This is a genomic window from Microcella sp. (genome assembly GCF_040286215.1).
Taxonomy (GTDB): Bacteria; Actinomycetota; Actinomycetes; order Actinomycetales; family Microbacteriaceae; genus Microcella.
Window position 1 is genome coordinate 94,687 of sequence record NZ_JAVKCK010000004.1, and the last position, 26,794, is coordinate 121,480.

Below are 26,794 nucleotides of genomic sequence, written 5' to 3' on the forward strand. Positions count from 1 at the left end.
CCTCTAGGCGCGGCGTCGAAGCTTGCGGCGCTCCCGCTCGCTGAGGCCGCCCCAGATGCCGAAGCGCTCGTCGTTCTGCAGGGCGTACTCGAGGCACTCGGAGCGCACCTCGCACGTCGTGCAGATCTTCTTCGCGTCGCGGGTCGAGCCGCCCTTCTCAGGGAAGAACGCCTCGGGGTCGGTCTGCGCGCAGAGGGCGTCGGCCTGCCAGGCGAGCGCGCTGTCGTCGTCGTCGATGTCACGGGGGCGGCGTACGCCGGGCACTCCCAGTCGGACCGGGTCGACGAACCAGTCGCCGGGTACCGTGTTGCGGTATTCGCTCATGTGCTGCTGCCCTCCCCCGTCACGTGGCGGACTCTGCCGCGTGTGCCCTAATTACACTCGTGTCATTCGCTCGCGTCAAGTCGCGGGATAGTAAAAGGTTCGACCGAGTATTCAGGGTTGCGACGCGCCGGGAAAAGTGCAAGACCGGCGAGGGATGCTCAGCAGAGGTTGCCGTAGAGCACGCGGTCGCTGAGCACGGCCCGGCCGCCGAGCGCGTAGATCTCGCGCACGAACATGCCGGAGATCTCGATGTAGTTGTCGAGGCTCAGGCAGCGCTGCGTGCTGAGGTAGATGGGCGCGCCGAGGGCGGCGGCGAGCGGCCCGCCGGCGAGGGCGTCGGCGAAGCCCGCGCCGGTCGCGACGAACGCGTAGTCGGGTGCGCTCTCGCGGAAGAACTCCTGGTTCATGATGAGGGCCGTCTCGTAGCGGTCGGCGCCGCCGAACCGGTCGACGTCGGGGGAGCTCGGCAGGCTGCTCAGCGACGACGCCAGCCCGCTCGAGACGCTGCTCGTGCCGCCCGCGATCGCCACGTACTGCGGGGCGAGCTCGGTGAGGAAGGTGCGTGTGGCGAGGTCGAGGGAGGAGCGCTGGCCGTCGACGAGCACGACCGCGCCGCCGACGGAGCTGATCGCCGCGCCCGCGGCGAGTGCGTCGGGGAAGTTGCGCCCGGTGGCGACGGCGACGCTGTCGATCGTGCCCGGCCAGGCATCCGCGACGATGGCGCGCGAGGTGTCGTAGCGGTCGACGCCCGCGATGCGGTCGACCTGCGCGCTGGGCAGGAGGCTGCGCACCGTGCTGACGACGCTCGAGCGGATGGCGGCGGTGCCGCCGACGATGACGACGCGGTCGGGGTCGAGGCGCTGCAGCTCGGCGCGCACGATACTCGGCACCGAGCCGGGCTGGGTGAGCAGCAGCACGCCGCCGGTGGTGGCCGCGGCGGGGCCCGCCGAGAGCGCGTCGGCGTAGCCGAGCCCGTTGACGAGGTATACGACGTCTGCGCCTCCCGCTCCGGTCGTGGCCTGCGAGATCGCGACCGAGGTGGCGTAGCGGTCGGCGCCCGAGATGCGGCCGCCGGCGAGCTCGATCGGGGCGACCGTGATCGTCGGGAAGGCGTAGCCAATGTCTTCGCTCAAGGTGACGGTGTCAGCTTCGAACCAGAACTCCCGGTCGTTCCAGTACTCCTTGCCGGGGTCGTTCGTGTCGATCGTGAGCACCTCCACGCGGTAGCCGCCCGCGGGCAGGCCGGTGACACTGAAGTCGCCGTCGCCATCGAACGAGCTCACGGTCTCCTGAAGGAAGTACCGGCCGGCCTCCTCGCGCCAGAACCGCACGATCGTGTTGCCGGTGGTGGCGGGCTGCGTCGCGCCGCTGCCCGAGGGGTTGATGAGGATGCGCCCGGTCACCTCGCCGGCAGCGGCCGCGGTGAGGCCCGGTGCCGGCGTGGGCACCCGGTCTCCTGCACCGGCGTCGGCCGCCGGAGCGAGCCCGGCGGGTGGGGCCGGCTCTACCGTGCGCGCCTGTGCGGGCAGGGCGGCGAGGGGGACGAGCAGGGCCGCGGCGGCGATGGGCGCGAGCATGCGGGCGAGGAGTGACGTGGGCACGGCGTTCCGTTCAGGGTGATGGAGCGACGTGCGCTCACGAGCATTTCTCTGGCTCTAGTGCTCGTGAGCCATGCTCGGGTGTCCCGCGTTCTGGGGACACCCGAGCCCGGGGTGAGGCTAGCTGCAGACCTGCCCGCTCGCCCCCTGCTCGCTGATCGCCGCCGTGCCGCCCACGTTGATGATCCCGTTGGCGAGCACATCGAGAACGTCCTCGAAGACGACCTCGGGCACGCAGTCGCGACGGATGAGATAGAGCGGGCTGTTCTGGTCACCCGCGATGGGGCCTGCGGCAAGTGCATCCGGAAAGTTGAAGCCGTTGGCGAGGTAGGCGTAGTCGGAGTTCTCGAAGAATTCGAAGGCGACCTCCACGGAGGTTGCGAAGCGGTCGGCTCCGGCCACACGGAGGACATCGGGCGCAAGACCCTGCAGCTGCGAGAAGATTCCGCTCGAGACCACGCCCGTGCCCCCGATCACGTAGACGGGCACGTTGAGGGTATCCACGAGGTTGCGGGTCGCGGTGTCGAGGCGCGAGGCAGATCCGTCGACGAGCAGGAGCCCCGCGTTCACCTTCGTCGCCGCCGGAACGGAGGCGAGGGCATCCGGGAAGTTCGTGCCCGTCGCGATGAACAGCGCGTCGACATCGCCGTCGAAGCCTGGCGCCGCCGTGATGACGGTGCGGGAGGTCTCATAGCGGTTGGCGCCCGCGATGCGCAGCACCGGGTCGCCCGGCAGGTAGTTTTCGAGCACCGACTTGACACTGTTCGAGACGACGGCGGTGCCGCCCACGATCGTGATGCTCTGCGGGCTCAGCCGGCTCAGCTCGCCCTGCACGATGGTGGGCACACTGTTCTGCTCGACGAGCAGCAGCACGCCCTCCTCGACGGCGGCGAGTGCGCCTGCAGACAGCGCGTCGGGGAAGTTGCGGCCGTTGACGATGAAGACCTTCGGGCCCGACCCTGCCGTGAAACGACTCTGCGACAGTGCAACAGCCGTGGCGAAGCGGTCGGCGCCGAACTCGCGCGTCACGTCGAAGGTGCGCTCGCCCAGCGTGTAGGTGGGGAAGGTGAACGTGGCGTCGTCAGCGAAGGTGAAGATGTCGGCGTTGATGCGGAACCGCTCGTTGGCCACCCACTCCTTCACCGGCCACTCGGCGTCATCGCTGAAGGCCGCAATCTCGTAGGTGCCGACCGGCAGACCGGTGATCGACCAGTACCCGTCGACATCGGTGCGGGCGATGTCCACGAGCTCAGTGGGGTTGGAGGTCTCGTAGAAGTACATTCCTCCGTCGGCCACGGGGATGGCCGATCCGCCACCGGTCGGCGTGACCAGTAGGCGCCCCTGGAGGGTGCCGATCGCGGTGGGCGAGAGGCCGGTGTCTGCAGCGCCCAGGGCCTGCGCCGACCGCTGCTCGCCGCCATCCTGAGCGGGCGACGAGCCCGGCTCGTCGAACGAGGCGGCAGTGGCCGGCGAGGCGAACGTGACGGCGGCGACGGCGAGGGCCGAGACCATCGCGAGGGATCGGGCGAGACGAGTGCGCATGAGGTTCCTGCTTTCGGGAGCGAGGGAGCCGACCCTCACGCACGAGGATCCGCCTGGATAACCGAAACTTGGTCATATCGACCCTACGACTCTGCCTTGTGGAGAACAAGGGCGGTGAGGCGATCGCCGCGGGTGCGCAGGAGACATGCACCAGGATCAGGCGGATGCCCGCCGCGCCTCCCACGCCGACGCGACCATCTCGGCGAGCGTGTGGCGCATCGCCCAGTCGAGGTCGCGCGCGGCGAGGTCGCCGCTCGCCACGATGCGCGGCGGGTCGCCCGGGCGGCGCTCGGCCAGCTCGGGCTCGACGGCGATGCCGGTCACCTGCGCCACAGCATCCATGATCTGGCGCACGGAGACGCCGTCGCCCGACCCGAGGTTGTAGGCGGGCTCGAGCGGCTCTCCTGCGTCGAGGCGGCGGGCCGCCGCGACGTGGGCGAGCGCGAGGTCGGCCACGTGGAGGTAGTCGCGCACGCATGTGCCGTCTGGTGTCGGGTAGTCGGTGCCGTTGATGCGCGGCTGGCGCCCTTCGGCGAGCGCGTCGAACACGAGCGGGAAGAGGTTGTGCGGGCTCGTGTCGCGTACAGCAGGGTCGCCTGAGCCGACCACGTTGAAGTAGCGCAGGCTCGTGTGCCGCAGACCGGTCGCGACCTCCTGGTCGCGCAGCAGCCACTCGCCGATGAGTTTCGACTCGCCGTAGGGGCTCGTGGGGTTCTTCGCCGTGCCCTCTGTCACCAGGTCGACGTCGACCGCCCCGTAGACAGCGGCCGAGGAGGAGAAGACGCACTGCTGCACGCCCGCGCGCTGCATCGCCTCGAGCAGCGTGATCATGCCGGTGACGTTCTGCTCGTAGGTGTGCAGGGGGCGCTGCACGCTCACGCCCGCGTACTTGAACCCGGCCACGTGGATGACGCCGGTGACCCCGTGGTCGGTGAGCGCAGCATCCACCGCCGCAGCATCGAGCAGGGATGCGCGCACGAAGGGCACCTCCTCGGGCACGAAGGCGGCGTGCCCGCTCGAGAGATCGTCGAGCACGACGGGCGCGAGGCCTGCCTCACGAAGTGCGCGGACGACGTGCGCGCCGATGTAGCCGGCGCCGCCGGTGACAAGCCAGGTCATGCCTTCAGGCTAGGGCAGAGACGTTGCGGCCTCGCGCGGTGGATCTCAGTAAGGGGCGGTCAGGTCGGCGAACATCGGGAAGTGCTTGACGTTCATCGTGTACACCTGCGCATCGAGCGACACAGCGGTGGCCGCAATGACGAGGTCGGCGGCGTCGATTCCGCGATTGCCCGGCAGCCACTGTCGACCGAGCGCGCCAGCTATCTCGGCCACGCGCTCGTCGACTAGGTGCCACTCGAAGGCCCGGAAGAAGTCTCGGGTCGCGGACTCTTCACCGGGTCGCATGCCGGCGAGGATCTCGAGCCGTGTGATCTCGCTCGCATGCAAGGGCCCACTCTCGCGAGCAGCACGCAGGGAGCGCGCCGCGTCATCGCGACCTCGAAGCACATCGATGAGCACCGAAGTGTCGACGACTACGGTCATGTCGTGTCGACCCGCCACCGGCTCGCCGAGCGGAGACCCTCGACGTAGGTCTTGCCGTCGGACTCGCGACTCGCCCACGCACCGAGCGCGTCGTCGATCACTCGCGCGTCGGTGGCGGAATCACGACCCGAGCCGTAGGTGCGCGCCACCGCGTCGCGAATGAGGGCGGAGATCGACCGACCTGTGCGAGCCGCCTCACTGTCGAGCAGCCGCCGGTCTTCCGGCGTCAGGGAGATCTGCGTGCGCAACATGATGTAATCATACATCACTCTCGCGGTGCACGGCAGACCGTTGCGCGATTCGGCTACCGTCGCGGATAGTCGTAGTAGTTGCGCAGCGACGACGAGCGCACCCACACGTAACTGCCGTTGTGCACCACCTGGTACCAGGTACGAGCGCTCGCGTAGACCTCGATGCGGCGCCCGGAGGGCAGGGTGCCGAGCTGGTCGCTCGTGCTCGCGTAGCGGTAGTAGGAAGTGGACCCCGTGGTGACCGCGTTGAGGTCGCCGTAGGACGCCTGGGTGCCGATCGGCCCGTTGAAGTGCTCGTAGGCGATGCGGCCGAGCTCGCGCACTCCGGCGACGGTCGCACCCTGACTGCCGAGCACGGCGATCGCGTAGGAGCCGGCGGGCGAGGTGACGATGCCCGCGTCGGACTGGAACCAGCCTGCCGCCGACCACGCCGAGCCGGTCTTGTTGGCGACCGGGGTGCCGACCTCGACGCTGGCGGGAATCTTCGAACGCCACAGCTGCGTCTCGAGGAGCGTGAGGAAGAGGTCGGTGCTCTCAGGGCTCAGCAGCTCACCGCGATCGAGGCGGCTCAGCAGCAGAGCCAGATCGTCGGTCGTGGAGACCTTCGCGGGATAGTAGGTGCCGCCGCCGCTGTACCCCTCGTACACCGTGCGGCGGTAGCCGTCGGCCCAGAACTGGTCGTTGAGGTTCTGGTTGCCGACGAGCGCCACGAGATCCCAGTGGCAGTAGTTGTCGGAGACGTGAATCATGACACGCAGGCAGTCTTCGACGCTCACCCCTGATCGCGTCTCGGTCGAGAGGCTCACGAGCCCCCGGTCGACGCGGTCGAGCACGGCATAGGCCACAAAGAGCTTGATGACGCTCACGGGCTCCTGCCGCACCGAGCCGCGGATGCTCACGGAGGTCTGCAGGCCGTCAATCTCGCGCACGCTCACCGAGTAGGAGCCCGGCAGAGTGCGCAGTCGCTGCTGGAGCGCCGCGGTCAGCTCGGCGCTGCTCGTGGCGCGATCGTCGGCGACGCTCGTGCACGACTCGAGCGAGGCGACGCGCGACGACAGCACTGCGGTGCCGCCGAAGAGCGTGACACGGCTCGCGGCGAGCCGGTCGAGCATGTCGGAGCGCGCGGCGCGCGGCAGGCACGTGGGCCCGGAGAGGTACAGGGGCGCGTTCTCGATGCCGGCGAGCACGGCGCCCGAGAGAGCGTCGGCGTACCCGGCACCGGTGGCGACGAAGGCGCGCTCGGAGGTCGGAAAGGCGTGCGCGTTGATGGCAACCGCGGTGGCGTACCGGTCGGGCCCCGCGAGGCGCTGCACCGTGTCGACGTCGATGCTCGTGGCGATGCCGCTCGAGATCACGCTCGGGCCTCCGGCGATGTAGGCCGTCTGCACGGCGCGCGAGGCGATGAGCTGCCGCGTGGCCGTGTCGAGCATCGACGACGCTCCGTTGACGAGCAGCACCGGGGCGGCGGCAGCACCGGCCGCGGCGGCGGCCGCGAGCGCGTCGGGGTAGTTGCGACCGGTGGCGAGGTAGAGGGTGTCGCTCGCCGGCGCGAAGGTGGAGATGAGCGCGCGGGATGTCGCGTATCGGTCGGCGCCGGAGACCCGCCGCACGTCGAGCCCGAGGCGGCTCACCTGCGTGGCGACGGAGGATGTCACGACCGCTGTGCCTCCGACGATGACGACCTCGGCGGGGGCGAGGCGCGTGAGCTCGGCCGCGACGACGCTCGGCAGCGAGCGCGAGCCGGTGAGCAGCAGCGGGCCCCCGAGCGCGGTGGCGAGTGGGGCGGCGGAGAGCGCGTCGGGATAGTCGACGCCGCTCGCGAGGAAGACGATCGGCACGCCGGGTTCGAAGGTCTCCTGCGAGACGGCGACGGCGGTGGCGTAGCGGTCGGCGCCGGAGAGGCGGTCGGCGCTGCTCGCGGCCGTCGATGCGAAGGGAGTGGGCTCCGCCGTGGGCGCCGGCGCGACCGTCGAAATCGGCGTCGGCGTCGGCGTCGGCTCGACCGTCGAGTCGGGCGTCGGCTCAGGGCCGGTCGTCGCGACCGCCGCCGTTCCGAGCGACCCGCCCGTGAGCGCTGCGACGAGCAGCGCTACTCCTGCAATCTTCACAGCCCCCATGACCGCTCACCCCCCGGTGCGTCGCCTTCAGAGTAACTGACGCGCACGACGCGGTGCTGATCTCGCGGTCAGGCCCGGGGGTGCTGGCCGGTGGCGATCACGACGCGGCCCGTGCCCTGGATGCTCAGGGCCGCGTCGTCGCAATACGCAGCCTGCCCGCGCTCGAGCACGAGCGACCCCTGCAGGGTGGCGCTGCCCTCCAGGCAGAGCGCGATAGTCGGGCCCCGGGCATCCAGAGTGACCCCGTCGGCGGCGGCACCCGCATCGACGACGGTCAGGGCGAAATCGACGACGTCGGGCATGAAGCGGCGCACGCCCGGGGCGATCTCGACCGGGTCGATGCGGGGCTCCGGCACGGGCCGGGTGTCGAGCACGGCCATGAGCTCGGGCACGTCGACGTGCTTGGGGGTGAGGCCGCCGCGCAGCACGTTGTCGCTCGCCGCCATGACTTCGATCGCGAGGCCGTGCTGGTAGGAGTGGATGTTGCCGGTGGGCAGGTAGAGCGCCTCGCCGGGCCGCAGCACCACCGTGTGCATGAGCAGGGAGAGCAGGATGCCCGGGTCGCCCGGGTAGTGGTCGGCAAGGCGCCGCACGGTCGCCCAGCTTTGCGTGTCGTCGTCGGTGCCCTCGAGGTGCGCGGCCGTGAGGGTGGCGGCGACGACGAGGGCCGCGATGCCCTCGCCGCCGTCGATGATCCAGCGCACGATATCGGCCAGGGCCGAGTCGTTCGTGAGCTTGACCATCAGGGGGGCGAGGTCGGTGAGCTTCCCGAGCTCCTCGTCGTCGCCGTTGACGATCGCGATGTAGGCGCTGTGCACGTCAGCGCGAACCGCGTCGATGCTGCGAAAGCCGGCGAGCGCGGTGAAAGGGTCGCTGAGGGCGTAGACCAGCTCGGGCTTGTGCAGCTCGTCCTTGTAGTTGCGTCTCGGGTCGTCGACAGCGATGCCGGCGGCGTTCTCGCGTGCGAAGCCGTCTCGCGCCTGCGCGATCGTGGGGTGGGCCTGCAGCGAGAGGGGCTCGGCCGCGGCGAGCACCTTGAGCAGGAAGGGCAGCGTCTGGCCGCGAGCCTGCAAGTGCGCCGCCAGATCGGGCTCCTCGGCGCCGTCGACGATGCGCGCGGGCGACCCGGGGTGGTCGCCGAGCCACAGCTCGGCCTCAGGCCCGCCGCTCGGTGTCGAGCCGAGCAGGTCGGCGATCGCGGTCGTCGACCCCCAGGCGTAGGGGCGCGGAGTGTTGTCGATGCGCAGCAGCACGGTGAGCCCTCCCGGTCGTGGACCCCACGCTAGCGAAGCCGGAGGCATCCGTTCGTGCACACTCGACAAGCGGCACCGGCGGGCGCGCGCCAGCCGTGGAGCGCCTCGACAACGGCCGGGCACCGGCCGGGCTGCGGGGCGTAGCCTCGGCCCATGACCTTCCCCACCCTCGCCAGCGACTTCTACGGCTTCGAAGCGCTGCTGGCCGACCACGAGCGAGACGCCCTCGTGCGCCTGCGCACCTTCCTCGAGGCGGAGGTGAAGCCCGTCGTCAACGACTACTGGGAGCGCGCCGAGTTTCCCCGCCAGATTCTGCCCGGCCTGCACGATCAGCAGGTGTTCGGCAACCTGTGGGAGGAGACGAAGGCGGGTGACTACAGCGCCGTATACGGCGGCTGGACGGCGCTCGAGATGGCGCGCGTCGACGCGAGCGTCGCCACCTACGTGGGCGTGCAGAACGGCCTCGCGATGGGCTCGATCGGTGTCGCCGGCTCGCCCGAGCAGCGCACCGAGTGGCTGCCGAAGCTGAAAACCGGCGAGGTCGTCGGTGCATTCGGGCTCACCGAGCCGCTCTCCGGCAGCGACTCGGCCCAGGGTCTGCGCACGACGGCGACGCGCGACGGCGACGAGTGGGTGCTCAACGGCTCGAAGCGCTGGATCGGCAACGCCACGTGGAGCGACGTCACGATCATCTGGGCAAAGAGCACGGAGGACGGCCAGGTGAAGGGCTTCATCGTGCCGACGAGCACCCCCGGCTACTCGGCGACGAAGATCGAGCGCAAGCAGTCGCTGCGCATCGTGCAGAACGCCGACATCGAGCTCACGGATGTGCGCGTGCCCGAGTCGCACCGCCTGCAGAACGCGAACTCCTTCCGCGACACCGCGTCGGTGCTGCGCCTGACCCGCGCCGAGGTTGCGTGGGCGGCGGTCGGCACCGCGATCGGAGCGTACGAGGCCGCCGTCGAGTACGCGACGACGCGCGAGCAGTTCGGCAAGCCCATCGCCCGGCACCAGCTCGTGCAAGACCTGCTGAGCCGCAGCCTCGCCAACATCACGGCGAGCATCGCCCTGTGCACGCGCGTGTCGCAGATGCTCGACGACGGCGTGCAGCGCGACGAGCACGCCTCGCTCGCGAAGGCCTTCGCCACGACGGCGATGCGCGAGACCGTCGGCCTGTGCCGCGAGGCGCTCGGCGGCAACGGCATCGTGCTCGACTACGACGTCGCGCGGTTCCACGCCGATGCCGAAGCGCTCTACAGCTACGAGGGCACGCGTGAGATGAACAGCCTCATCGTGGGCCGTGCGATCACCGGCATGGGCGCCTTCGTCTAGAGCCCCCGGGAAGCCATACGGCGGCCTGTCGGCAGCCGCGGGAGCTCTACGGCACTGGGTGGGCACTCCACCGAAAGTCGGTGTGCTCGTTCGGCATGGGCAACCGGTACTTGTCCGGTGCCTCCCGGTTGTAGCCGGGTACCTTCGCGTTGATCAGCATCATGCGCTCACTGCGGTAGCGGAAACTGTGCCAGACCCCCGCGGGGATCGTGACCCCCGAGGGCCCGTCGGCGCCGATCGGCAGGAGAGACGTGACGACGAGCTCCCCGTTCGTGGGGCTGCCGTCGCGCGCGTCGAACAGGGCGAGGTCGAGCATGCCGTCGACCAGCACGTAGCGGTCGGTCACAACGTGGTGCACGTACCACTCGTCGCGGGCACGGGGGCCCGCATTGTCCAGCATGTAGAGGTGCCCGATGGGTTGAGCGAACATGTCGCCCCACGACGCGTTGACGATCTCGGTGAGAGCGCCGTGCTCGTATCGCACCGTGGGGAACCGCTCGACGATGACGCCCTCTATCGCGAGCCTCGTGACCTCGGGCGCGTGATCGGGCCCCGGGTCGTCTCTGCGTTCCGCCATGACCCCGCCGCTCCTTGCCTGCCGTCGCGCCGCATGCGCGCACGCGGCCGACAGTAGTGCCGGGGCGACCGCTCGCGGCGCTCCTCGCCGACGCAATAGAGTGTTGCTCGATTGGCCCACCCGACTTGGAGCGCTCATGAGCAACGACCCCTCCCTCACCTCCGGAATTCGCGACGAGCAGACCGTCACCCCCGAGGGCAGAGCCATCGCGACGGTCATCGACGGCGTGAAGGTGCGCTCGACGCCCCACCACGTCGACCACCGCGGCACGGTCTTCGAGATGTTCGAGGGGGTGGGCGACTACTGGGACGAGCCGGTCGTCTACGCCTACCAGTTCTCGATCCGACCGCATCAGATGAAGGGCTGGGGCCTCCACGAGCGCAAGGCAGACCGGTACACCATCATCTCCGGCGAGGTGCTGCTGTTCCTCTACGACGCCCGCGAAGACTCCCCGACGCACGGGGTCAGCATGAAGCTCGTGCTCTCCGACCGCGGAGTGAGGCAGGTGACGATGCCGCCGTTCGTGTGGCACCTGTCGGTCAACGTGGGCTCCGTCGACGCCCACCTCGTGAACTTCCCGACCGAGGTCTACCACCACGCGTCGCCCGATCGTCTCCTCCTGCCGTGGGACAGCCCCGACATCCCCGTGGACGTTCGGGCGCACCTGCCGAAGTTCTGACGCGGGATGCCCCGGGTCGCCGCCGTCATTCCCACGCTCGGCACGAATGTCGCGCGTCTTGCCGCGGCCGTGGAGGCGGTGCAGGCGCAGCGTGGCGACGTTGAGCTGGAGGTTATCGTTGTCCTCAACGGCGCGCCGCTTCCGGAGGCGGCAGGGCTGGATGCTCGCACGCGCGTCCTGACGACCGGCATCAATCTCGGCTGGGGTGGCGGGCTGCACGTGGGCCGAGCGGCGACCGACGCCGAGTTCCTCTGGCTCGTGCAGGACGACTCGTATCCGCAGGAGCACTGCTTGCGCGAACTGGTCGCCGCGCTCGACGCCTCCCCTGCCCAGGCGCTCGTCTCACCGATCGTCGTGCGCACGGAGCGCGAGAACGATGCCTCTCCGACGGTCCCGTACGCGCGGCGCGCAAGCTGGGGCGGCGTGCTCGGCTCTGACGGGGCGATGGACCACTGGGAGCCGAGGCGCGACATCCCGATCGACGAGATCGACGCGATCCCCGACCTCGACTACGTTCCGAGCCGGGGCATGCTCGTGCGCACATCGGTGTGGGACGAGGTGGGCGGCACCGACCTGCGGGCGTTCCCCGTGGGGTGGGTCGACGTTCTGCTGTGCTCGGCGGTGCGCGCGGCCGGGCACACGATCGGCCTCGCGCCGACGGCGCGCATCCGCCATGATCGCTCCGCGTCCACTCCCACGATCCTCAACGGGTACGTGCGCGAACGCGGGCCGCGACTGCTGCGTGAAGCCGGCGCACCACCACTGGGGGCCTCCGACGACGTGCCCGAGCATGTGCTCAGCGGCACACTCTCGAGCGCGACAGCGTCGGTGCTCGAGCTGGCCGAATTCGCCGAGCGCACGACCGTGCCTCGATCGCAGCACGAGGCGATCGCGCAGAAGCTCGAGACCGCCAGTAGGGAGCGGGACCGCGCTCAGCGCGAGCTCGAAGCGTTGCGCGGATCACTGTCGTGGCGCGTCACGGCTCCGTTGCGACGTCTGCGCGGCCTCGCCCGGCGACGCTCCTGACCCGTCGAGAGTCGACGCGCGATCAGAGCGCGCGGTCGGCGTCGACCATGCGGGCGACGATCTCGCGGAACCGCACCGTCGGCTCCCAGCCGATCGCCTGGCGAGCGCGGAGCGGGGAGCCCCTCAGCTCGGCGATGTCGGCGGGCCGCAGCAGCGCATCATCCTGGCGCACGAACGCGCTCCAGTCGTCGATGCCCACGTGCGCGAAGGCCGCCTCCACGAAATCCCGGATGCTGTGGCTCTCGCCCGTGGCGATGACGAGGTCCTCGGCCACCTCCGCGCAGCGCCGCAGGGCGTCGGCGTAGTCGGGCGCCCAGCCCCAGTCGCGTCGGGCGTCGAGGGCGCCGAGCACGAGCGAGTCCGCCCGCCCGTCCACGATGCTCGCCACCCCTTGGGTGATCTTGCGCGTGACGAAGGTGGGCGGCCGCCGCGGCGACTCGTGGTTGAACAGGATGGCGTTCGAGGCCCGCACGCCGCGGTGCCGATACGCCTGCACCAGGTGGTGCCCGAGGGCTTTCGCGGCCCCGTACGGGTTGGTCGGCCCGATCGGCGTCGACTCGTCCTGCGGCGCAGGTGCGTCGCCGAAGATCTCCGCGCTCGAGGCGTGCACGACGCCCGTCTCGCGGCCGGTCCGCTCGGCGAGCCGCTGGGCCGTGTCGAGGATCGTGGCCGTCGATGCCCCCGTGACGACCGCGTACTCGTGGGGCTGCGCCCACGAGGCGCCGACCGACGTGAGCCCACCCAGGTGGAAGATCGTGTCGGGCTCGAGCCGCTCGGCGAGCGCGGCGACAGCCGGGGCATCCACAAGATCGAGCTCGTGCAGGTCGGCGTCGAGCGAGATGCCCAGGTCGCTCAGACTCGTGTCGCCCGGGCGCACGAGCCCGTGGACGACCCAGCCGTGGGCGACGAGGTTCTCAGCGAGGTAGCTTCCCGTCTGCCCGGCGATGCCGGTGACGAGTGCGACCCGAGTCACGGGGCGGCCGCCTGTCCCCGCTCACGGGCGAGGTCGGCGTCGACCATGAGGGAGACGAGAGCGGGAAAGTCGACGGTCGGCGACCACCCGAGCACGCGCCGCGCCTTGCTCGCATCGCCGACGAGCTGGTCGATCTCCGCCGGGCGCAGCAGAGCCTCGTCCTGCTGCACGCGGGGCCCCCACTCGTCGATGCCGACGTGGGCGAAGGCGAGGTCGAGGTACTCCCTCACCGAGTGCGTCTCCCCTGTGGCGACGACGTAGTCGTCCGCCTCGTCCTGCTGCAGCATGCGCCACATGGCATCGACGTAGTCGCCGGCGTAGCCCCAGTCGCGCTGGGCGTCGAGGTTGCCGAGCGTGAGCGTGGCCTGCCGGCCCATCGCGATGCGGGCGACCGCCCGGCTGATCTTGCGCGTGACGAACTCGGGCGAGCGCATGGGCGACTCGTGATTGAAGAGCAGGCCGCTCGAGGCGTGCATTCCGTAGGACTCGCGGTAGTTGATGGTCATGTGGTGACCGAAGGCTTTCGCAACGCCGTAGGGCGAGCGCGGCCACAGCAGGGTCGACTCGGTCTGCGGCACCTCCTGCACCTTGCCGAACATCTCGGAGCTCGACGCCTGGTAGAACCGCACCGGTCGCGTGCCCGTTCCGCCGTAGAGCCTGACGGCTTCGAGCATCGTCAGCACGCCTTTGGCCGTGACGTCGGTGGTGAGCGCGGCGTTCTCCCACGAGTAGGCGACGTAGGAGATTGCACCGAGGTTGTAGACCTCGTGCGGCTGCGACGCCTCGAGAGCACGAAGGAGGCTCGAGAAGTCGAGCAGGTCGCCGGTGAGCACGCGCACAAACGGCAGCTCGCGCTGGATCATGTCGATCTTGGGGTTGCTCTGCCCCCGCACGAGCCCGAACACCTCGTAGCCCTTGTCGTGCAGCAGCCTGCTCAGGTAGTAGCCGTCCTGCCCGGTGACACCGGTGATGAGGGCGCGTCGCATACCTCCACTCTGCCACGACGCGCGCGCGCGTCGAACCGTCACGCACCGCAGTAGGCTGGGCGCATGTCGTGGCTCCGCGAGCGCCGTGTGGCTCTCGCCGGCCTGACCCTCTTCACGCTCCTCGCGGGCGATGCCTGGCGCTACAGCCTCAGCTGGTACGGGTGGGGAGCGGTGGTCGCTCTGCTCGGCGTCGCGTGGGCGATCGTCGCGGTGCGCGAGCGCGTCGACCTGCGGCGGGTTCCGGTGGCGCTGGGCGCCGTCGCCGTCTATCTGACGGCCTCGATCGCGTGGTCGGCGTATCCCGGCGCGTCTGCCATCGGCGTCGTCGTGACGCTCGTCACGGGCGTTGTCGCGGTCGTCATGACGCACGTGATGAGCCTGGGCGAGATGGTGCGCGCTCTGAGCGCGGCGGTGCGGTGGATTCTGGGGCTCTCTCTGGTCTTCGAGTTTGCGGTCGCGACGCTCGTACGGCAGCCGCTGCTGCCTCTGTGGACGAGTTACGACGAGCCCTACCCGGCCGCGTTCAACTGGTCGCGCAACGCGCTTTTCGAGGGCGGCCGCATTCAGGGCATCGTCGGCAACGCGAACCTGCTCGCGTTCGTCGCTCTGCTCGCGGTGATCGTGATCGCGGTGCAGTGGCGCGTGCGGCAGACCGATCTCGGCCACGAGGCGACGACGACCCGGCCTCTCGCGGCGGGGTGGCTGGCCATCGCGCTCGGCGTGCTCGTTCTCACCCGCTCGGTCACGGTGCTGGCGGCGGGTGCGGGTGTCGTGCTCGTGCTCGGAGTGGTGCTGCTCGCGCGTCGGCTCGCCGGCAGAGCCCGCGCCGCTCTCTATGCGGCGGCAACGACAGCAGCCGTGGCGGTCGCGACGCTCGCAGTGCTGTTTCAGGATGCCCTGCTCGCGCTCGTGGGGCGCAGCGACGACCTCACCGGCCGCCTCGACATCTGGGCGGCCGTCATCGAGCTGGCGCAGCAACGCCCGTGGTTCGGCTGGGGCTGGGTCAGCTATTGGGCGCCCTGGGTGGAGCCGTTCGACGATCTGGTTGTCATCCGCGGCGTCACGTATCTGCAGGCGCACAATGCGTGGCTCGATGTCTGGCTGCAGTTGGGCATCATCGGCCTGGTGCTGGTGTCGGTTCTCGTGCTCGCGACGACGGTGCGCACCGTCTCCTGGGCGGTAAACGCGCCGAGGGGCGATGTGGTCGACCCTCCGGCTTTGCGACTGGCTCCCGTACTCATCCTCGCCATGCTGCTCGTGCACGGTCTCGCCGAGTCTCGCCTGCTCATCGAAGCGGGCCTGCTGCTCCTCGTGTGGATCACGGTGGCGTCACGCCGGCACGAGCTTCGCTGGCACCGCGCGGGTGGCCCGTCGTGATCACCGCCGTGCGCTCAGCGCTCGGCTCGGCGCGTTTCAGCCAGGCGCTCACCGAGGCGATCGTCGGCTTCGCCCTGATCACCGGTGCGGTGCGGGCGGTGATGGGCTGGCCGGGTGCCCTCGCCGTGCTGGCCGGCCTCGTCGTGCTCGGGGGTGCCTCTCTGTGGGCGCAGCCGGAGCGCATCGAGTGGCGGGGGGTGCTGCCGATCTCGATCATGGCGCTCTTCGGCCTGCTCACCGTGAGCGTCGTCTGGAGCCAGTACACGTGGGCTACCGTCGGGGGCATCGCCTACGCGCTCGGCTTCGGCGTTCTCGGCCTGTACATCGCTCTCGTGCGCGACCTCATTCAGCTCGTGCGCGCGGTCGGCAACGCGTTGCGTGTGATCCTCACCGCCTCGTTCGTGCTCGAGATCCTCAGCGGCCTTCTCATCGACACGCCCCTGACGTTCCTCAGTATCTCGGGTTCGCTCGCCGGGGGCGGCCCCATCGAGGGTCTCGCCGGCACCCGCAACGCTTTCGCCTTCCTCGGCGCACTCGCCATCCTGAGCTTCTGGATCGAGGTGCGTACGCGCTCGGTCTCCCGCGCCGTGAGCGTCTACTCGCTCGCCCTGGCCGCGGCGACCGTGGTCTTCGCCCGGTCTCCGGTGTCGCTGCTTGTGCTCGCCGCCGTGCTCATCGCGGGGCTCGCCCTGGTGATTGTGCGGCGCCAGAAGACCGTCGCACGCCGGGCGACGCAGAGTGTGCTGCTCGTCTCGCTCGCGGTCTTCGGCGTGCTGGCGTGGATCTTCCGCACCGCTCTCGTCGATGCTGTCGACGCAGCCGCTGACGTGGAGGTGCGCACAAGCGTGTGGTCGCGCGTGACAGGGTTCATCGACCAGTATCCCGTGCAGGGCTGGGGCTGGGCGGGCCCGTGGCCGGCCGATGTCTTTCCGTTCGCCGCCGTCGTCGATAGCGCCGGCCGGCAGCCGTCGTCAGCCCTCAACGCCTACGTGGATGTGTGGCTGCAGCTGGGACTGGCTGGCCTGCTCGTGCTCATCGCCGCGTTGAGCCTGGCCTTTGTGCGGGCCTGGCTCGTCGCGTCTGAGCGCCGCAGTACCGTCTACGTGTGGCCCGCGCTCACGCTCGTGCTGCTCGCCACGACGAGCATGACCGAGAGCTACCTGCTGTACGAGGGCGGGCTCTTGCTCTTCGTCACCTCTGCCTTTGCCGCCGCGCGCAATCGCTCCTGGCGCGGCCGCCTCGACTAGCGGTCGCGGGCCGCGAGCACCGAGTCGAGAATGTCGTCGAGGTCGTGCTGCGCCCGCCACCCCAGCTCGGCCGCGATGAGGCTCACGTCGGCGACCACCGCGGCGGGGTCGCCGGGCCTGCGGGGGCGGGTGACGGTGGCGGGAGCATCCTCAATGCGGCGCCGGATGCCCTCCACGACGTCGCGCACGCTCGACCCGACTCCCGTGCCCACGTTGTAGGCGCGGTGCGGTTCGGGCTGCTCGGGCAGGGCGTCGAGCACCGCGAGGTGCGCGTCGGCGAGGTCGCGCACGTGCACGAAGTCGCGCACGCACGTGCCGTCGGCGGTCGGGTAGTCGTCGCCGAAGATCTGCGGCGCGCGCCCGTCGTCGATCGCCTCGAGCACCATCGGCACGAGGTTGAGCACGGCCGTGTCGGCCAGGTCGGGCCAGCCGGCGCCGGCGACGTTGAAGTAGCGCAGGCTCGTGACGCGTAGTCCCTCGGCGCGGGCGACGGCGGCGGCGAGCCACTCCCCGGCGAGCTTCGACTCGCCGTACGGGTTGACGGGCACCGTCGGCGAGTGCTCCGTCACGACGCCGTCGGCGTCGCCGTAGACGGCGGCCGAGCTGGAGAAGACCAGGTCGCGCACACCCGAGGCGACCATGGCCTGCAGTACTGCGGTCAGGGCGCCGACGTTTTGCCGGTGGTACCAGAGCGGGCGGGCCACCGATTCGGCGACCTGCTTGCGGGCCGCCAGATGGATGATCGCCTCGACGCCCTCCTCAGCGATGACCCGCGCGAGCGCGTCGGCAGCGCCGGCTTCTGCGAGGTCGAGCTCGTAGGCGGGCATCCCGTCGATGCGATGCCGCAGCCCGTGCACGAAGTCGTCGACGACGACGGGAGTGTCGCCGCGCTCGGCGAGAACGCGGCAGACGTGCGAGCCGATGTAGCCGGAGCCCCCGGTGACGAGTACGCGCACCGGGTCAGTCTAGGCGCGGTGCGTCAGCAGCGGCTCAGGGCCGCAACCCGCGAGTTGAGGACGGCGGTGCCGCCGAGAAGGCGAACTTCTTCAACGCCGGTCGACTGCATGTGGGTGAGCACGTCACGCGGAACGCAGTTCGGCGGAACAATGTAGAGCGGCTCCCCCGTGCCTCCGGCGAGGGCTGCTCCCGCGAGCGCATCCGCGTATCCGGTTCCGACCGCGAAGTAGCCGCCCGCATTCGTGCCCGCGAAGATCTCTTCCGTGATCTCCATCGATGTCGTGTAGCGATCGGAGCCAGCGAGTCGCGTCGCCGAGTCAATGAAGCTGTACCCGCGAATGGTGGAGAGGATTCCGCTCGAGACGACCGCGGTGCCGCCGGCGACGTACACGTCGGTGACTCCGAGATCAGCCAAGAGCGACCGGGTGGCCGACGGCACTCCAGAGCTCGACCCGTCGACGAGGACGACGGGCGCGCCGATGCTTCCCGCGGCGGACGCGGCGGCGAGGGCATCGGCGAACCCGCTTCCCGTCGCGACGAATGCCGTGGTTGCGCCACCCGATTCGAAAGCCTCCCTCGTCACGACCCGCGACGTGGAGTAACGATCCGAGCCCGCCTGTCGTACCACGATCGGCGCGAGATTCTTCAAGGCGTTCTCGACACCCGACGAGACGACGCTCGTGCCGCCCACGATGATGATCTTGTGGGGGCCGAGTCGCAGGATCTCTGACCGGATCACTGAGGGCAGGCTCGTCGGCGCGGTCAGGAGGAGCGGGGCATCAAGGTATGCGGCGGCTGCTGCGGCACTGAGCGCGTCGGCGAAACCTGTTCCGGTAGCGACGTACACCACCCCCTCGCCGGACGGGAAAGGGTCATACTCCTGCGCGATCTTGGCGGCTGTGGAGTAGCGATCGGCTCCCGCGATGCGACTGACCGCTGGAGGCCAGACCGGCATGTCGGGCAGGCTGATATCGATGCTGCTCGTGGTCTGCTCAGAGGTGACGGTCACGGGCGTCGCGCTCGCAGACGACGTCGCGTCGGGGAACCACCGCGACGCGTACGAACCGCCCGGGTCTATCACCTGAACCAGATAGTCGCCCGCCGCTAGATCTGGAGCCTGGAAGTCGCCATTGCCGTCAGTCTGGACCTCGCTGATGAAGACGCCGTTCGTGTCGTGAAATCGAACACTCGCGCCGCTGATCGCTGGACTCGGATCCTCCACAGCGTTCACGCGACCCTCAGCCGCGCCGGTGGGCACGCTGATCGAGCCGAGCACGGCGGCCGATCGCGAGCCCTCGCCCCACCGCGCTATGACCTCGTAGTCGGCAGTCGCGAGATAGGCCGTCGACGCGTCGATCGCCCATGTTCCGTCGCTACCGACGGGGGTGGTGAGGGTGCGGCCGTTGCTGAACTCGATGTCGACCGAGTGCCGAACGGTGCCGCCCTCGAGAGTGCCCGAAAAGTCGGTACCGTCTCGCAAGACCGCAGGTGTGCTCACGTCGATGATGGGTTCCCAGTTCGGGTAAATCTTGGTGACCTGCTCGAACTCGGGGAATGCGGAGTAAAGGGTCGCAAAGATCCCGACGTTGCCCAGGACATCGCACGTGTTCTCCGTGGCGTTGGTGGCGGCAGAGGAGACCCCGACCGCGCGCGAACCCACCATAGCTGGGCCACCACTGTCTCCCCCGCGGACGCAGACGTCGGCCTCGATGCCCGCTACGCAGTAGTTGTCACCGCTTGCTGCGGGGCACGACGGTGAACCGCCTCCCACATAGACGAGGCTGTCGACGTCAGTGATGGGCCCGCACGTCCAGCCCGTGGTGGCACCGGACTTGCAGATCGTGGTGCCGGTCATCGCAGGGCCGGCGTCGCGAATCACGAGCGGCTCGGAGTCGTATGGAGCACCACTTGTCGAGTTTCCCCACGTGACGACCTCGGGCTTGCCGACCCACCCCGACGCCGTCACGGGCGTCAGCCCAAGGTCGTAGAAGGTGTCTTGGGAGTAGCCGGGGTTCGGGTACTCGTCGGTGACATGCAGACCGCCGTTGCCGAGCGTGACGGGCGAGCTCAGGGTTCCGCCGGAGATCGTCGGGCGGTTGATCGATGTGACTCTGCGCTGGTCACCGGGTACGTCTTCGCAGTGCCCGGCGGAGAGCATCTGGAGCTGATCGGTCGAGGTGTTGATGCCGGCGAAGCCCACCGAGCAACGGGCCGCGTTGTTGAAGATGTAGGGGATCCCTCCGCGCAGGTCGGCGGCGGGCTCGAGACCCTCGATCACGGCGGTTCCGCGCGACTCTGAGGCCGAGCCGAACTCGACTCGGGCACCCACGCTCTGCGCGAGTCGGGCATCCGCCGCATTCTCGACCGTGACGACGAGGTCGTAGCCCTCAAGGCGTGCATCGACCACGTCGATGACCTCGGTGAGCTCGGCCACGACATCGGCCGCCGCGTTGCCGGCCTCGCTCTGCGCGAGCCACTCGGCACCCGTGAGGCCCACGTCGCGCGCGAGCGCCTGCTGCAGGCCCGCCGGCAGGGCGGAACCCTCCTCGGCGAAGTCCTCGGGCGAGACATCGATCATGCGCGACGGCTCATCGCCCAGCGTGGAGACCGGTCGCTCGAACGCCCGTACCGGCGTCGCCGTCGGCTGCGCGGCGGATGCCGCCGTGACGGGGGCCCCGAGCAGAGCGATAAGGGCGACGATCGCGCCAGTCGTGGCGCTGCGGCGGCTACGCATCGGTCTTCTGCCTTCTTCCGCTCAGGAGCACGGCCGGTAGTTGTAGGCGTTCGAGGTGAGCACTGCAGTGCCGCCGACGAACGTGAGGCTCTGCACTCCCGAGAGCGTCAGGTGGCCGACCGCAGCCGCGGGAAGGCAGCTGCCGGGCGAGAGGTGCAGAGGGGCATTCTGCGCACCCGCCACGGCGGCCGCCGCGAGCGCGTCAGGGAAGTTGACACCGCTCGCGAGATAGCCGGCGGTGGCCGTCGGGAAGGCGTAGTCGTTGATGCTCGCCGCCGTCTTGTAGCGATCGGCGCCTCCGCGGCGCACCAGAGAGGTCACGGCGGTTCCCGTCTTCAGCGAGTTCAGGTAATCCGACGAGATGACCGCGGTGCCGCCCGCGGCGACCACGCGCGTTGCACCGAGCTCGGCGACGACACTGCGGGTCGCAGAATCGGCAGAGCGTGACCCTGGCGGCACGAGCAGCACCGGAACGCCCCGGGAGCCCGCCGCAGCGCTCGCTGCGAGAGCGTCAGGAAAGTTGCCGCCGCTCGCCACGAAGACCTCGTCAACTCCGTCAGGGAACGCGAGCAGCGCGAGTGCGCGAGCCGTCGCATAGCGGTCGTCGCCTGCCACGCGCGTGACCGTCGGCGCGAGCGCGGCGAGCGCATCGACCACTGAGCCGTTAATGACGCTGGGCCCGCCCACGACGATGATGCGCTCGGGCGTGAGCCGCTGAATCTCGGCGCGTACCGACTCCGGGAGCGTCGAGCGGTCGGTCAGCAGCAGCGGACCACCGGCCGCCGCCGCCGCGGGTGCGGCGGCGAGTCCATCGGCGAAGCCGGTGCCGACAGCGACGTACACCGTCGTCACCGCGCTCGGGTCGGGGTAGGCCGACGCCGCGAGTGCGACGGAGGTGGAGTAGCGGTCGGGGCCTGCCAGGCGCGACTTGGTGACCGTGTTCGACAGCTGCCCGGTCGGGTTGCCGAACCAGTCGGTGTAGAGCCGCCAGAAGTTGCGGTTGCCGTAGCTCGAGCAGCTGTCGCCCGTGCCGTACAGGTTGCTCATCGCGGCCGCGTTCGGCGTGTAGGGCGTGTAGATGTAGAGGCCCGCGGTCGCCGCGTTGCGAATCGACACTGTCTTGCGACCGCACGACGAGTTGGGGTGGTACAGGATGCTGTTCGACCCGATGCGGTAGTTGTAGTTGCCAGGGTTCAGTCGGTAGCGCTGGAACTGCGCAGACGCGTTGTACACCTGGTTGTAGAAGCCCGCGAAGTCGGGGTGGCACCAGCCTGGGCGCGACGGGTCGTCGGGGCAGTAGTAGCCCATCGCGCGCTCCAGCGTCGAGGTCGACGGCGAGGTGCGGGTGACGAGGCTCTGCTCTTTCTGCAGCGTGACGAGGATCACCTTCGCGCTGATGCCGCACGCCTGCTGCACCTTGTAGATGATGCGGGCGGCCGACTCGTTGCTGCCGCCGCTGTAGGCGCGGCACCGCTCGGTCGCCGCGCGCGACGTCGTGCTCTGCGAGTAGACGTTGAGACAGTTCGAGTTGAGGCAGGTGCCGATCATGCGGTCGAGGAAGGCCTGGATCTGCGACTGGGTCATCGCCTCGCGATCGTAGAACTGTACGTCGCTGATGATGTAGCCGGGGTCGAAGTCTGCGCGGCTCGCGGCCGACGCAAAGTCTCCCGTCGATACCACTGCCCGATCGACCGGTGTCTCGTCGACGACGACCGGTTCCTCCAGCGGTTGGGCGTGCGCGGGCGTCGAGACCACAAGGCTGCCGACCAGCGCAGCGATACCGATCGCGGCGGCCGCGCGCCACGACGGACGACGCGCCTGCAGTATGCGCATCTCGAGAACGGTGGACCGAGACATGATGAAACCCCCCACTCGCAGCCCCCTGCTACGAGTCACAGCAGTCACAACAGTAACGGCAATGCGGCAGAAACGGGAGGCCCTCACTCAGGGGCATTCGCTAGACGAACCCGAGGAACGCGCGCAGGGCATCCGCACTCCGCCTGCCGTCATGGTGAGCGCGCACGAACGCCGGGCCCTCAGCGGCCGAATCGGCCGCGCGCGCCGGGTGGGCCGCGATGTCGCGCACGACGGCCTCAAGGGTGCCCGACGTCGCCTCGACGATCGGCAGAGGCTGGCCGCAGTCGCGCTCGACGACGCCCCGCACCTGCTCGTCGACGTGGCTGACGACCACCCGACCCGCCGCCATCGCCTCGCACGCCGCCACGCCGTAGGTGCCGATGCGCAGCTGGTCGACGACGATGTCGGCGTCGCCGTAGGCGGCGACCATCTCGTCATTGCTGAGGCCCGTGATCGAGCGGTAGTCGATGAGGCCCTCCTGGGCGAGCCCCTGCAGCACAGGGTCGATGAGGTCGGTGCCCTTGACGATTGTGCGGCTCGGAATGTGCACGACGAGTGGGCGCTGCCGGCTGGCGAACGGAGCACGCGGCGTGGCCCACCGCTCGGGGTCGACGACGACGGGCAGCCACCGTGCTTCGGGCAGGTCGACGAGCAGGTCGGGGGTGGAGACGTACACCGGCAGATCGACCTCGGCCACGAGGGCCGCGTTCTCAGCGGTGACCCGCTCGAGCGCTGACGTCTGATCCCATCCGCCGGGGCCGAACGGCGACCACGGGGCGCGTGCCCGGTGGCGCGACGGCGAGCGGATGTCACTGCCGTGGAAGAGCAGCGCCACATCGATGCCAGCGCGTTTCAGCTGGCGCAGCTCGCCGCGCACGTCGCGCCGGTGCGGGTCGCCGAAGAGTGGCGACGCCGACTCGAGCAGCACGTGCGTCGCCCCCTCCAGCACCGCGCGGCGCTGCGCGCGCTGCCAGCGACGAGACCAGCGGTACTCGCCGCGCGAGACGCTCTGATCGGCGGGAAACCTCGCGAAGCGGTTCATGTCGATCTGCATGGTGCGAGCCGCGACGCCGTCGATGCGTTCGGCCGCTCGCGCCCACGCCCACCCTTGCCCCGCGGAGTTGGTGGGTGCGACCAGCAGGCGCACAGGCGAGTCGAGAGGCAGCTCGATCGCCGGAGACGGATGCCCGGGGTCGAAGTGCTGCGTCGGGTCGACCAGGCGGGTCACGAGAGCGCCGGGCGCGACGGCGAGCGACGCGCGCAGCACGCTGCGCAGGGCATCCTTTCCCCGCTCGACCGGGGTTCGAGGGGGGCGCGGCACTCGCTCACGCTACCAGCGGCGCCCACCGCGCCCGCGAGCGACGATGGCGCGAACGGTAGGCTGGCTGACGCCCGCCGTACCGGCCCGGGCGCCCGAGAACCGCAGGAGACCTCCCCGCCCATGCCGACCGAGCGCGTCGCCCTGCTGGCCGTCCCCAGCGAGATTCTCAACGACCCGCGCGTGCGCCGCGAGATTGACTGGCTCACCGATGCCGGCTGGGTCGTCGACACCCTGGGATACGGCCCCCACCCCAGCCCCCAGGTGCGCACCCACTTCGAGCTGCTGCCGCCGACCGTGTGGGAGTCGAGCCCGTGGCGGCAGCTCGTTCTGCACGGTCTCATGACGAACAGCGCCAAGTTTCGCCGCATCATCCAGCGGCGCATTCCGTCCACGGCCGCCGACGCGGTGCGGAGCGGCACCTACGACCTGATCGTGTTCAACGATCGCGAACTGGCACCGTGGAGCCGCGACCGGGAGGTGTTCGGCGCTCTCACGAACACGCACATCCACCTCGACATGCACGAGTACTTCACGCAGCGCATGCGTGAGCGCACGCCTTTCGGGCTGCTCGCATGGAGCTGGCAGCGCTGGCTGACGCGGCGCCTCGGCGACCCGCAGTTCACGACCCGCTCGACCGTGTCGCAGCGCCTCGCCGACTACTACGAGCATGATCGCGGGATGCCCCGGCCTGCGGTCGTGCGCAACATTCCCGAGTTCGTCCAGCAGCAGCCCCAACCCGTCGACCCGCAGCGCATCCGCCTCATCTACCACGGCCTCGCCCACTGGGAGCGGGGGCTGCGCGACCTCATCGACACGATGGGGCTCGTCGACGACCGCTTCGAGCTCACGCTCATGCTCACCGGTGACGACGCGATGATCGACGAGGTGCGCCGCATCGCGGCACCCCACGGCAAGCGCATTCTCATCAGGCCCGGGGTTCCGGTGAAGGAGATCGCGCGCACCATCAACGAGTACGACCTGGCGATGATGGTCTACCGCCCCGTCTCGCCCAACGTGCGCTACATGCTGCCGAACAAGCTCTTCGAAGCGGTGCAAGGTCGCACCGGTGTTGTCACCGGCCGCAACGAGGTCATGATCGCCGAGCACGAACCCTACGGCTTCGGCGTCGTCGTGGAGCCGTGGGGGGCGCAGAAGACGGCGCAGCTGCTGAACTCGCTCACCGCCGAGAGGGTGCAGCAGCTCAAGGATGCCGCGCACGCCGCCGCTCCCGTGCTGCACTCAGAGAATGAGAAGCAGAACCTGCTGCAGACGGTGGGAGCGCTGTGAAGTCGGCGTGGAAGGCCGCGATGGGGGTGCTGCGCATCCTGCCGCCGCAGGCCAAGCCGTTCCTCATCATCTACTCGGTCACTCTCGGCATGCTCGCGATCCTCGACGCCATCGCGGTCGCGCTGCTCGCCGTCGTCATCGGGCCGATCCTCTCCAACAGTCCCGTCGACCTGCCCCTTATCGGCGAGGTCGACGACCAGGGGCTCATCCTGCTGCTGGGGCTCGTGTGCGTGCTCATCATGTCGAAGTCGGTCATCGCCGTCGTGCTGCTGTGGGGAGCCACGCGTCGCTTCGCGCGCTACGAGCTCGACCTCGGCAGCCGCCTGTTCGAGACGTACGTGGCCGCGTCGTGGACGGAGCGCCTCAAGCGCAACTCCGCAGACCTGGTGCGACTCACCGACAACAGCGTGGCGGTCGTCATCGCCGGACTGCTGCTGCCGGGGGCGACGCTGCTCGGCGAGGCGATGAGCTTCGTCGCCGTGCTCGGCGTGCTCGCCATCGCCCAGCCGACCGTGGCGCTCATCTCACTGCTCTACCTGGGCTTCATCGGCGCGATGCTCTACTTCTGGGTCACCCGGCGATCGCGCGAGGCGGGCGCGGTCACCCTGCGCTACTCGCTGCGCACCTCGCGCCTCATCACCGAGATGATCGGTGCCCTCAAGGAGATCACGCTGCGTGATCGACTCGGCGCGATCGGCGACGTCGTGCGGGCGAATCGCTGGCACAGCGCACGGGCCCGCGGCAACGCCGTCTTCCTCAAGGAGGTACCGCGCTACGTGCTCGAGGCGGGCATCATCGGCGGCTTCCTGCTCGTCGGCGTCACGGGCTTCCTCACCGGCGGCACGACCGGGGCCATCACCGCCGTGGCCCTGTTCGGGCTTGCCGGCTTCCGCATCGCACCCTCCATCGTGCGCTTCCAGTCGGTCGTCAACCAGGTGCAGATGGCGGCGCCGCACGCCGAGCGGGTGCTCGACGAGATCGCCCGCAGCGAGCGCACCGCCGGTCGCGGCATCGACGAGCGTGACACCGCGACACCCCCCGACCCGCCCCGCGAGATGGTGTTCGAGCGCGTCTCGTTCCGCTACTCCCCCGACGCCGACGATGCGGTGCGCGAGGTGGGCCTCACCCTGCCGTTCGGGTCGGTCGCCGCCCTCGTAGGCGCCTCCGGCGCCGGAAAGTCGACGATGGTCGACCTCATGCTGGGGCTCCTGTCACCGAGCGAGGGCACCGTCACGGTCGACGGCATCCCCCTCGACCAGGTGACGCGCTGGTGGCGCAGCCGCGTAGCCTACGTTCCCCAGGAGGTGTCGCTCTTCGACTCGACGGTCGCGCAGAACGTCGCCCTCACGTGGAGCGCCGACTTCGATCGTGATCGCGTGCGCGAAGCCCTCGCGATGGCGCAGCTGCTCGACGTCATCGAGGAGCGGGACGGCGGCATCGACGCGCCCATCGGCGAGCGCGGCCTCGCGCTCTCGGGCGGTCAACGTCAGCGGCTCGGCATCGCCCGCGCCCTCTACGCGCAGCCGCTCGTGCTCGTGCTCGACGAGGCGACGAGCGCGCTCGACACCCGCACCGAGGCGGCCGTGGCCGCCGCGATCGCCGAGCTGCGCGGGTCGACGACCGTCGTCTCCGTCGCCCACCGGCTCTCCACCGTCAAGAACGCCGACACCATCTTCTTCATGAGCGGCGGCCGTCTCGTGGGCGCCGGGCCCTTCGACGAGCTCGCCGCGACCGTGCCAGAGTTCGCCCAGCAGGTGAAGCTCGCCGGTCTCGGCGACGGCGAGCTGCGGTAGTCCCCGCGACGCCTCGCGGTG

The 26,794-nt window shown here is 69.9% G+C and carries 22 protein-coding genes; 7 read left to right on the plus strand and 15 right to left on the minus strand.

What is annotated here, in order from left to right; all coding sequences use genetic code 11:
- Positions 1-3 precede the first annotated feature (3 nt).
- From RJQ01_RS01590 to manA, 8 genes are all read right to left on the minus strand, one after another.
- The gene (locus RJQ01_RS01590) at positions 4-324 is read right to left on the minus strand and encodes a WhiB family transcriptional regulator (protein ID WP_350474944.1); all 321 of its coding nucleotides are present in this window, start codon (positions 322-324) and stop codon (positions 4-6) included.
- 158 nt (positions 325-482) lie between these two features.
- Positions 483-1,925 (minus strand): cell wall-binding repeat-containing protein, encoded by a 1,443-nt coding sequence (locus RJQ01_RS01595; RefSeq protein ID WP_350474945.1) that lies wholly within the window; start codon positions 1,923-1,925, stop codon positions 483-485.
- Between the two features lie 117 nt (positions 1,926-2,042).
- Positions 2,043-3,464 (minus strand): cell wall-binding repeat-containing protein, encoded by a 1,422-nt coding sequence (locus RJQ01_RS01600; protein WP_350474946.1) that lies wholly within the window; start codon positions 3,462-3,464, stop codon positions 2,043-2,045.
- Positions 3,465-3,620: 156 nt separating this feature from the next.
- Positions 3,621-4,583 (minus strand): UDP-glucose 4-epimerase GalE, encoded by a 963-nt coding sequence (gene galE / locus RJQ01_RS01605; RefSeq protein WP_350474947.1) that lies wholly within the window; start codon positions 4,581-4,583, stop codon positions 3,621-3,623.
- 45 nt (positions 4,584-4,628) lie between these two features.
- Positions 4,629-5,006, minus strand: coding sequence for a type II toxin-antitoxin system VapC family toxin (locus RJQ01_RS01610; RefSeq protein ID WP_350474948.1), 378 nt, complete (start codon positions 5,004-5,006; stop codon positions 4,629-4,631).
- Positions 5,003-5,257, minus strand: coding sequence for a ribbon-helix-helix domain-containing protein (locus RJQ01_RS01615; protein ID WP_350474949.1), 255 nt, complete (start codon positions 5,255-5,257; stop codon positions 5,003-5,005). The genes RJQ01_RS01610 and RJQ01_RS01615 overlap by 4 nt, the downstream gene beginning before the upstream one ends.
- A 53-nt stretch (positions 5,258-5,310) precedes the next feature.
- Positions 5,311-7,374 (minus strand): cell wall-binding repeat-containing protein, encoded by a 2,064-nt coding sequence (locus tag RJQ01_RS01620; RefSeq protein WP_350474950.1) that lies wholly within the window; start codon positions 7,372-7,374, stop codon positions 5,311-5,313.
- A gap of 68 nt (positions 7,375-7,442) precedes the next feature.
- Positions 7,443-8,627, minus strand: coding sequence for a mannose-6-phosphate isomerase, class I (manA, locus tag RJQ01_RS01625; protein WP_350474951.1), 1,185 nt, complete (start codon positions 8,625-8,627; stop codon positions 7,443-7,445).
- A gap of 153 nt (positions 8,628-8,780) precedes the next feature.
- Between manA and RJQ01_RS01630 the strand changes: the two genes are divergently transcribed.
- Complete coding sequence (locus RJQ01_RS01630) at positions 8,781-9,959, plus strand: acyl-CoA dehydrogenase family protein (RefSeq protein WP_350474952.1); 1,179 nt, start codon at positions 8,781-8,783, stop codon at positions 9,957-9,959.
- A 46-nt stretch (positions 9,960-10,005) separates the two neighbouring features.
- Here the strand turns inward: RJQ01_RS01630 and RJQ01_RS01635 are convergent, their stop codons facing one another.
- A complete protein-coding gene (locus RJQ01_RS01635; protein ID WP_350474953.1) occupies positions 10,006-10,536 on the minus strand; it encodes a cupin domain-containing protein in 531 nt (176 codons plus the stop codon).
- A 136-nt stretch (positions 10,537-10,672) separates the two neighbouring features.
- Here RJQ01_RS01635 and RJQ01_RS01640 point away from each other — a divergent pair, with 136 nt between their 5' ends.
- Entirely contained in the window at positions 10,673-11,215 is a 543-nt protein-coding gene (locus RJQ01_RS01640) for a dTDP-4-dehydrorhamnose 3,5-epimerase family protein (protein ID WP_350474954.1), read from the plus strand.
- Positions 11,216-11,221: 6 nt separating this feature from the next.
- On the plus strand, positions 11,222-12,241 hold the full coding sequence (locus RJQ01_RS01645; RefSeq protein WP_350474955.1) for a glycosyltransferase family 2 protein: 1,020 nt from the start codon (positions 11,222-11,224) through the stop codon (positions 12,239-12,241).
- 22 nt (positions 12,242-12,263) lie between these two features.
- Here the strand turns inward: RJQ01_RS01645 and RJQ01_RS01650 are convergent, their stop codons facing one another.
- Both RJQ01_RS01650 and RJQ01_RS01655 read right to left on the minus strand, forming a co-directional pair.
- Positions 12,264-13,214 (minus strand): GDP-mannose 4,6-dehydratase, encoded by a 951-nt coding sequence (locus RJQ01_RS01650; RefSeq protein ID WP_350474956.1) that lies wholly within the window; start codon positions 13,212-13,214, stop codon positions 12,264-12,266.
- Complete coding sequence (locus tag RJQ01_RS01655; RefSeq protein WP_350474957.1) at positions 13,211-14,200, minus strand: GDP-mannose 4,6-dehydratase; 990 nt, start codon at positions 14,198-14,200, stop codon at positions 13,211-13,213. The genes RJQ01_RS01650 and RJQ01_RS01655 overlap by 4 nt, the downstream gene beginning before the upstream one ends.
- 63 nt (positions 14,201-14,263) lie before the next feature.
- Here RJQ01_RS01655 and RJQ01_RS01660 point away from each other — a divergent pair, with 63 nt between their 5' ends.
- Complete coding sequence (locus tag RJQ01_RS01660) at positions 14,264-15,577, plus strand: O-antigen ligase family protein (protein WP_350474958.1); 1,314 nt, start codon at positions 14,264-14,266, stop codon at positions 15,575-15,577.
- Positions 15,574-16,824 (plus strand): O-antigen ligase family protein, encoded by a 1,251-nt coding sequence (locus RJQ01_RS01665; RefSeq protein WP_350474959.1) that lies wholly within the window; start codon positions 15,574-15,576, stop codon positions 16,822-16,824. Before RJQ01_RS01660 ends, RJQ01_RS01665 begins: the two co-directional genes overlap by 4 nt.
- Here RJQ01_RS01665 and galE (RJQ01_RS01670) read toward each other — a convergent pair.
- The 4 genes from galE (RJQ01_RS01670) to RJQ01_RS01685 all read right to left on the minus strand — a co-directional run bounded on the left by galE (RJQ01_RS01670) (position 16,821) and on the right by RJQ01_RS01685 (position 23,693).
- Complete coding sequence (gene galE, locus RJQ01_RS01670) at positions 16,821-17,780, minus strand: UDP-glucose 4-epimerase GalE (protein WP_350474960.1); 960 nt, start codon at positions 17,778-17,780, stop codon at positions 16,821-16,823. The two genes, RJQ01_RS01665 and galE (RJQ01_RS01670), sit on opposite strands and share 4 nt — an antisense overlap.
- A 23-nt stretch (positions 17,781-17,803) precedes the next feature.
- Positions 17,804-20,515: a cell wall-binding repeat-containing protein gene (locus RJQ01_RS01675; protein WP_350474961.1), complete on the minus strand. Its 2,712-nt coding sequence runs from the start codon at positions 20,513-20,515 to the stop codon at positions 17,804-17,806.
- 21 nt (positions 20,516-20,536) lie between these two features.
- Entirely contained in the window at positions 20,537-22,372 is a 1,836-nt protein-coding gene (locus tag RJQ01_RS01680; protein ID WP_350474962.1) for a cell wall-binding repeat-containing protein, read from the minus strand.
- Between the two features lie 100 nt (positions 22,373-22,472).
- Positions 22,473-23,693: a glycosyltransferase gene (locus tag RJQ01_RS01685; protein ID WP_350474963.1), complete on the minus strand. Its 1,221-nt coding sequence runs from the start codon at positions 23,691-23,693 to the stop codon at positions 22,473-22,475.
- A gap of 120 nt (positions 23,694-23,813) precedes the next feature.
- On the opposite strand from RJQ01_RS01685, the gene RJQ01_RS01690 reads away from it, so the two are divergent.
- Entirely contained in the window at positions 23,814-24,980 is a 1,167-nt protein-coding gene (locus tag RJQ01_RS01690) for a hypothetical protein (protein WP_350474964.1), read from the plus strand.
- Positions 24,977-26,773, plus strand: a complete 1,797-nt coding sequence (locus tag RJQ01_RS01695) for an ABC transporter ATP-binding protein (protein WP_350474965.1) — start codon at positions 24,977-24,979, stop codon at positions 26,771-26,773. Before RJQ01_RS01690 ends, RJQ01_RS01695 begins: the two co-directional genes overlap by 4 nt.
- Positions 26,774-26,794 lie beyond the last annotated feature (21 nt).

What these genes read in the sequence shown, in the direction of transcription:
- RJQ01_RS01610 (WP_350474948.1), bottom strand. Translation starts at nt 5,006, where the DNA reads ATGACCGTAGTCGTCGACACTTCGGTGCTCATCGATGTGCTTCGAGGT.
- RJQ01_RS01655 (WP_350474957.1), bottom strand. Translation starts at nt 14,200, where the DNA reads ATGCGACGCGCCCTCATCACCGGTGTCACCGGGCAGGACGGCTACTAC.
- RJQ01_RS01620 (WP_350474950.1), bottom strand. Translation starts at nt 7,374, where the DNA reads ATGGGGGCTGTGAAGATTGCAGGAGTAGCGCTGCTCGTCGCAGCGCTC.
- RJQ01_RS01600 (WP_350474946.1), bottom strand. Translation starts at nt 3,464, where the DNA reads ATGCGCACTCGTCTCGCCCGATCCCTCGCGATGGTCTCGGCCCTCGCC.
- RJQ01_RS01615 (WP_350474949.1), bottom strand. Translation starts at nt 5,257, where the DNA reads ATGTTGCGCACGCAGATCTCCCTGACGCCGGAAGACCGGCGGCTGCTC.
- RJQ01_RS01690 (WP_350474964.1), top strand. Translation starts at nt 23,814, where the DNA reads ATGCCGACCGAGCGCGTCGCCCTGCTGGCCGTCCCCAGCGAGATTCTC.
- RJQ01_RS01675 (WP_350474961.1), bottom strand. Translation starts at nt 20,515, where the DNA reads ATGCGTAGCCGCCGCAGCGCCACGACTGGCGCGATCGTCGCCCTTATC.
- RJQ01_RS01640 (WP_350474954.1), top strand. Translation starts at nt 10,673, where the DNA reads ATGAGCAACGACCCCTCCCTCACCTCCGGAATTCGCGACGAGCAGACC.
- RJQ01_RS01630 (WP_350474952.1), top strand. Translation starts at nt 8,781, where the DNA reads ATGACCTTCCCCACCCTCGCCAGCGACTTCTACGGCTTCGAAGCGCTG.
- RJQ01_RS01590 (WP_350474944.1), bottom strand. Translation starts at nt 324, where the DNA reads ATGAGCGAATACCGCAACACGGTACCCGGCGACTGGTTCGTCGACCCG.
- galE (WP_350474947.1), bottom strand. Translation starts at nt 4,583, where the DNA reads ATGACCTGGCTTGTCACCGGCGGCGCCGGCTACATCGGCGCGCACGTC.
- RJQ01_RS01645 (WP_350474955.1), top strand. Translation starts at nt 11,222, where the DNA reads ATGCCCCGGGTCGCCGCCGTCATTCCCACGCTCGGCACGAATGTCGCG.
- RJQ01_RS01680 (WP_350474962.1), bottom strand. Translation starts at nt 22,372, where the DNA reads ATGTCTCGGTCCACCGTTCTCGAGATGCGCATACTGCAGGCGCGTCGT.
- RJQ01_RS01660 (WP_350474958.1), top strand. Translation starts at nt 14,264, where the DNA reads ATGTCGTGGCTCCGCGAGCGCCGTGTGGCTCTCGCCGGCCTGACCCTC.
- RJQ01_RS01635 (WP_350474953.1), bottom strand. Translation starts at nt 10,536, where the DNA reads ATGGCGGAACGCAGAGACGACCCGGGGCCCGATCACGCGCCCGAGGTC.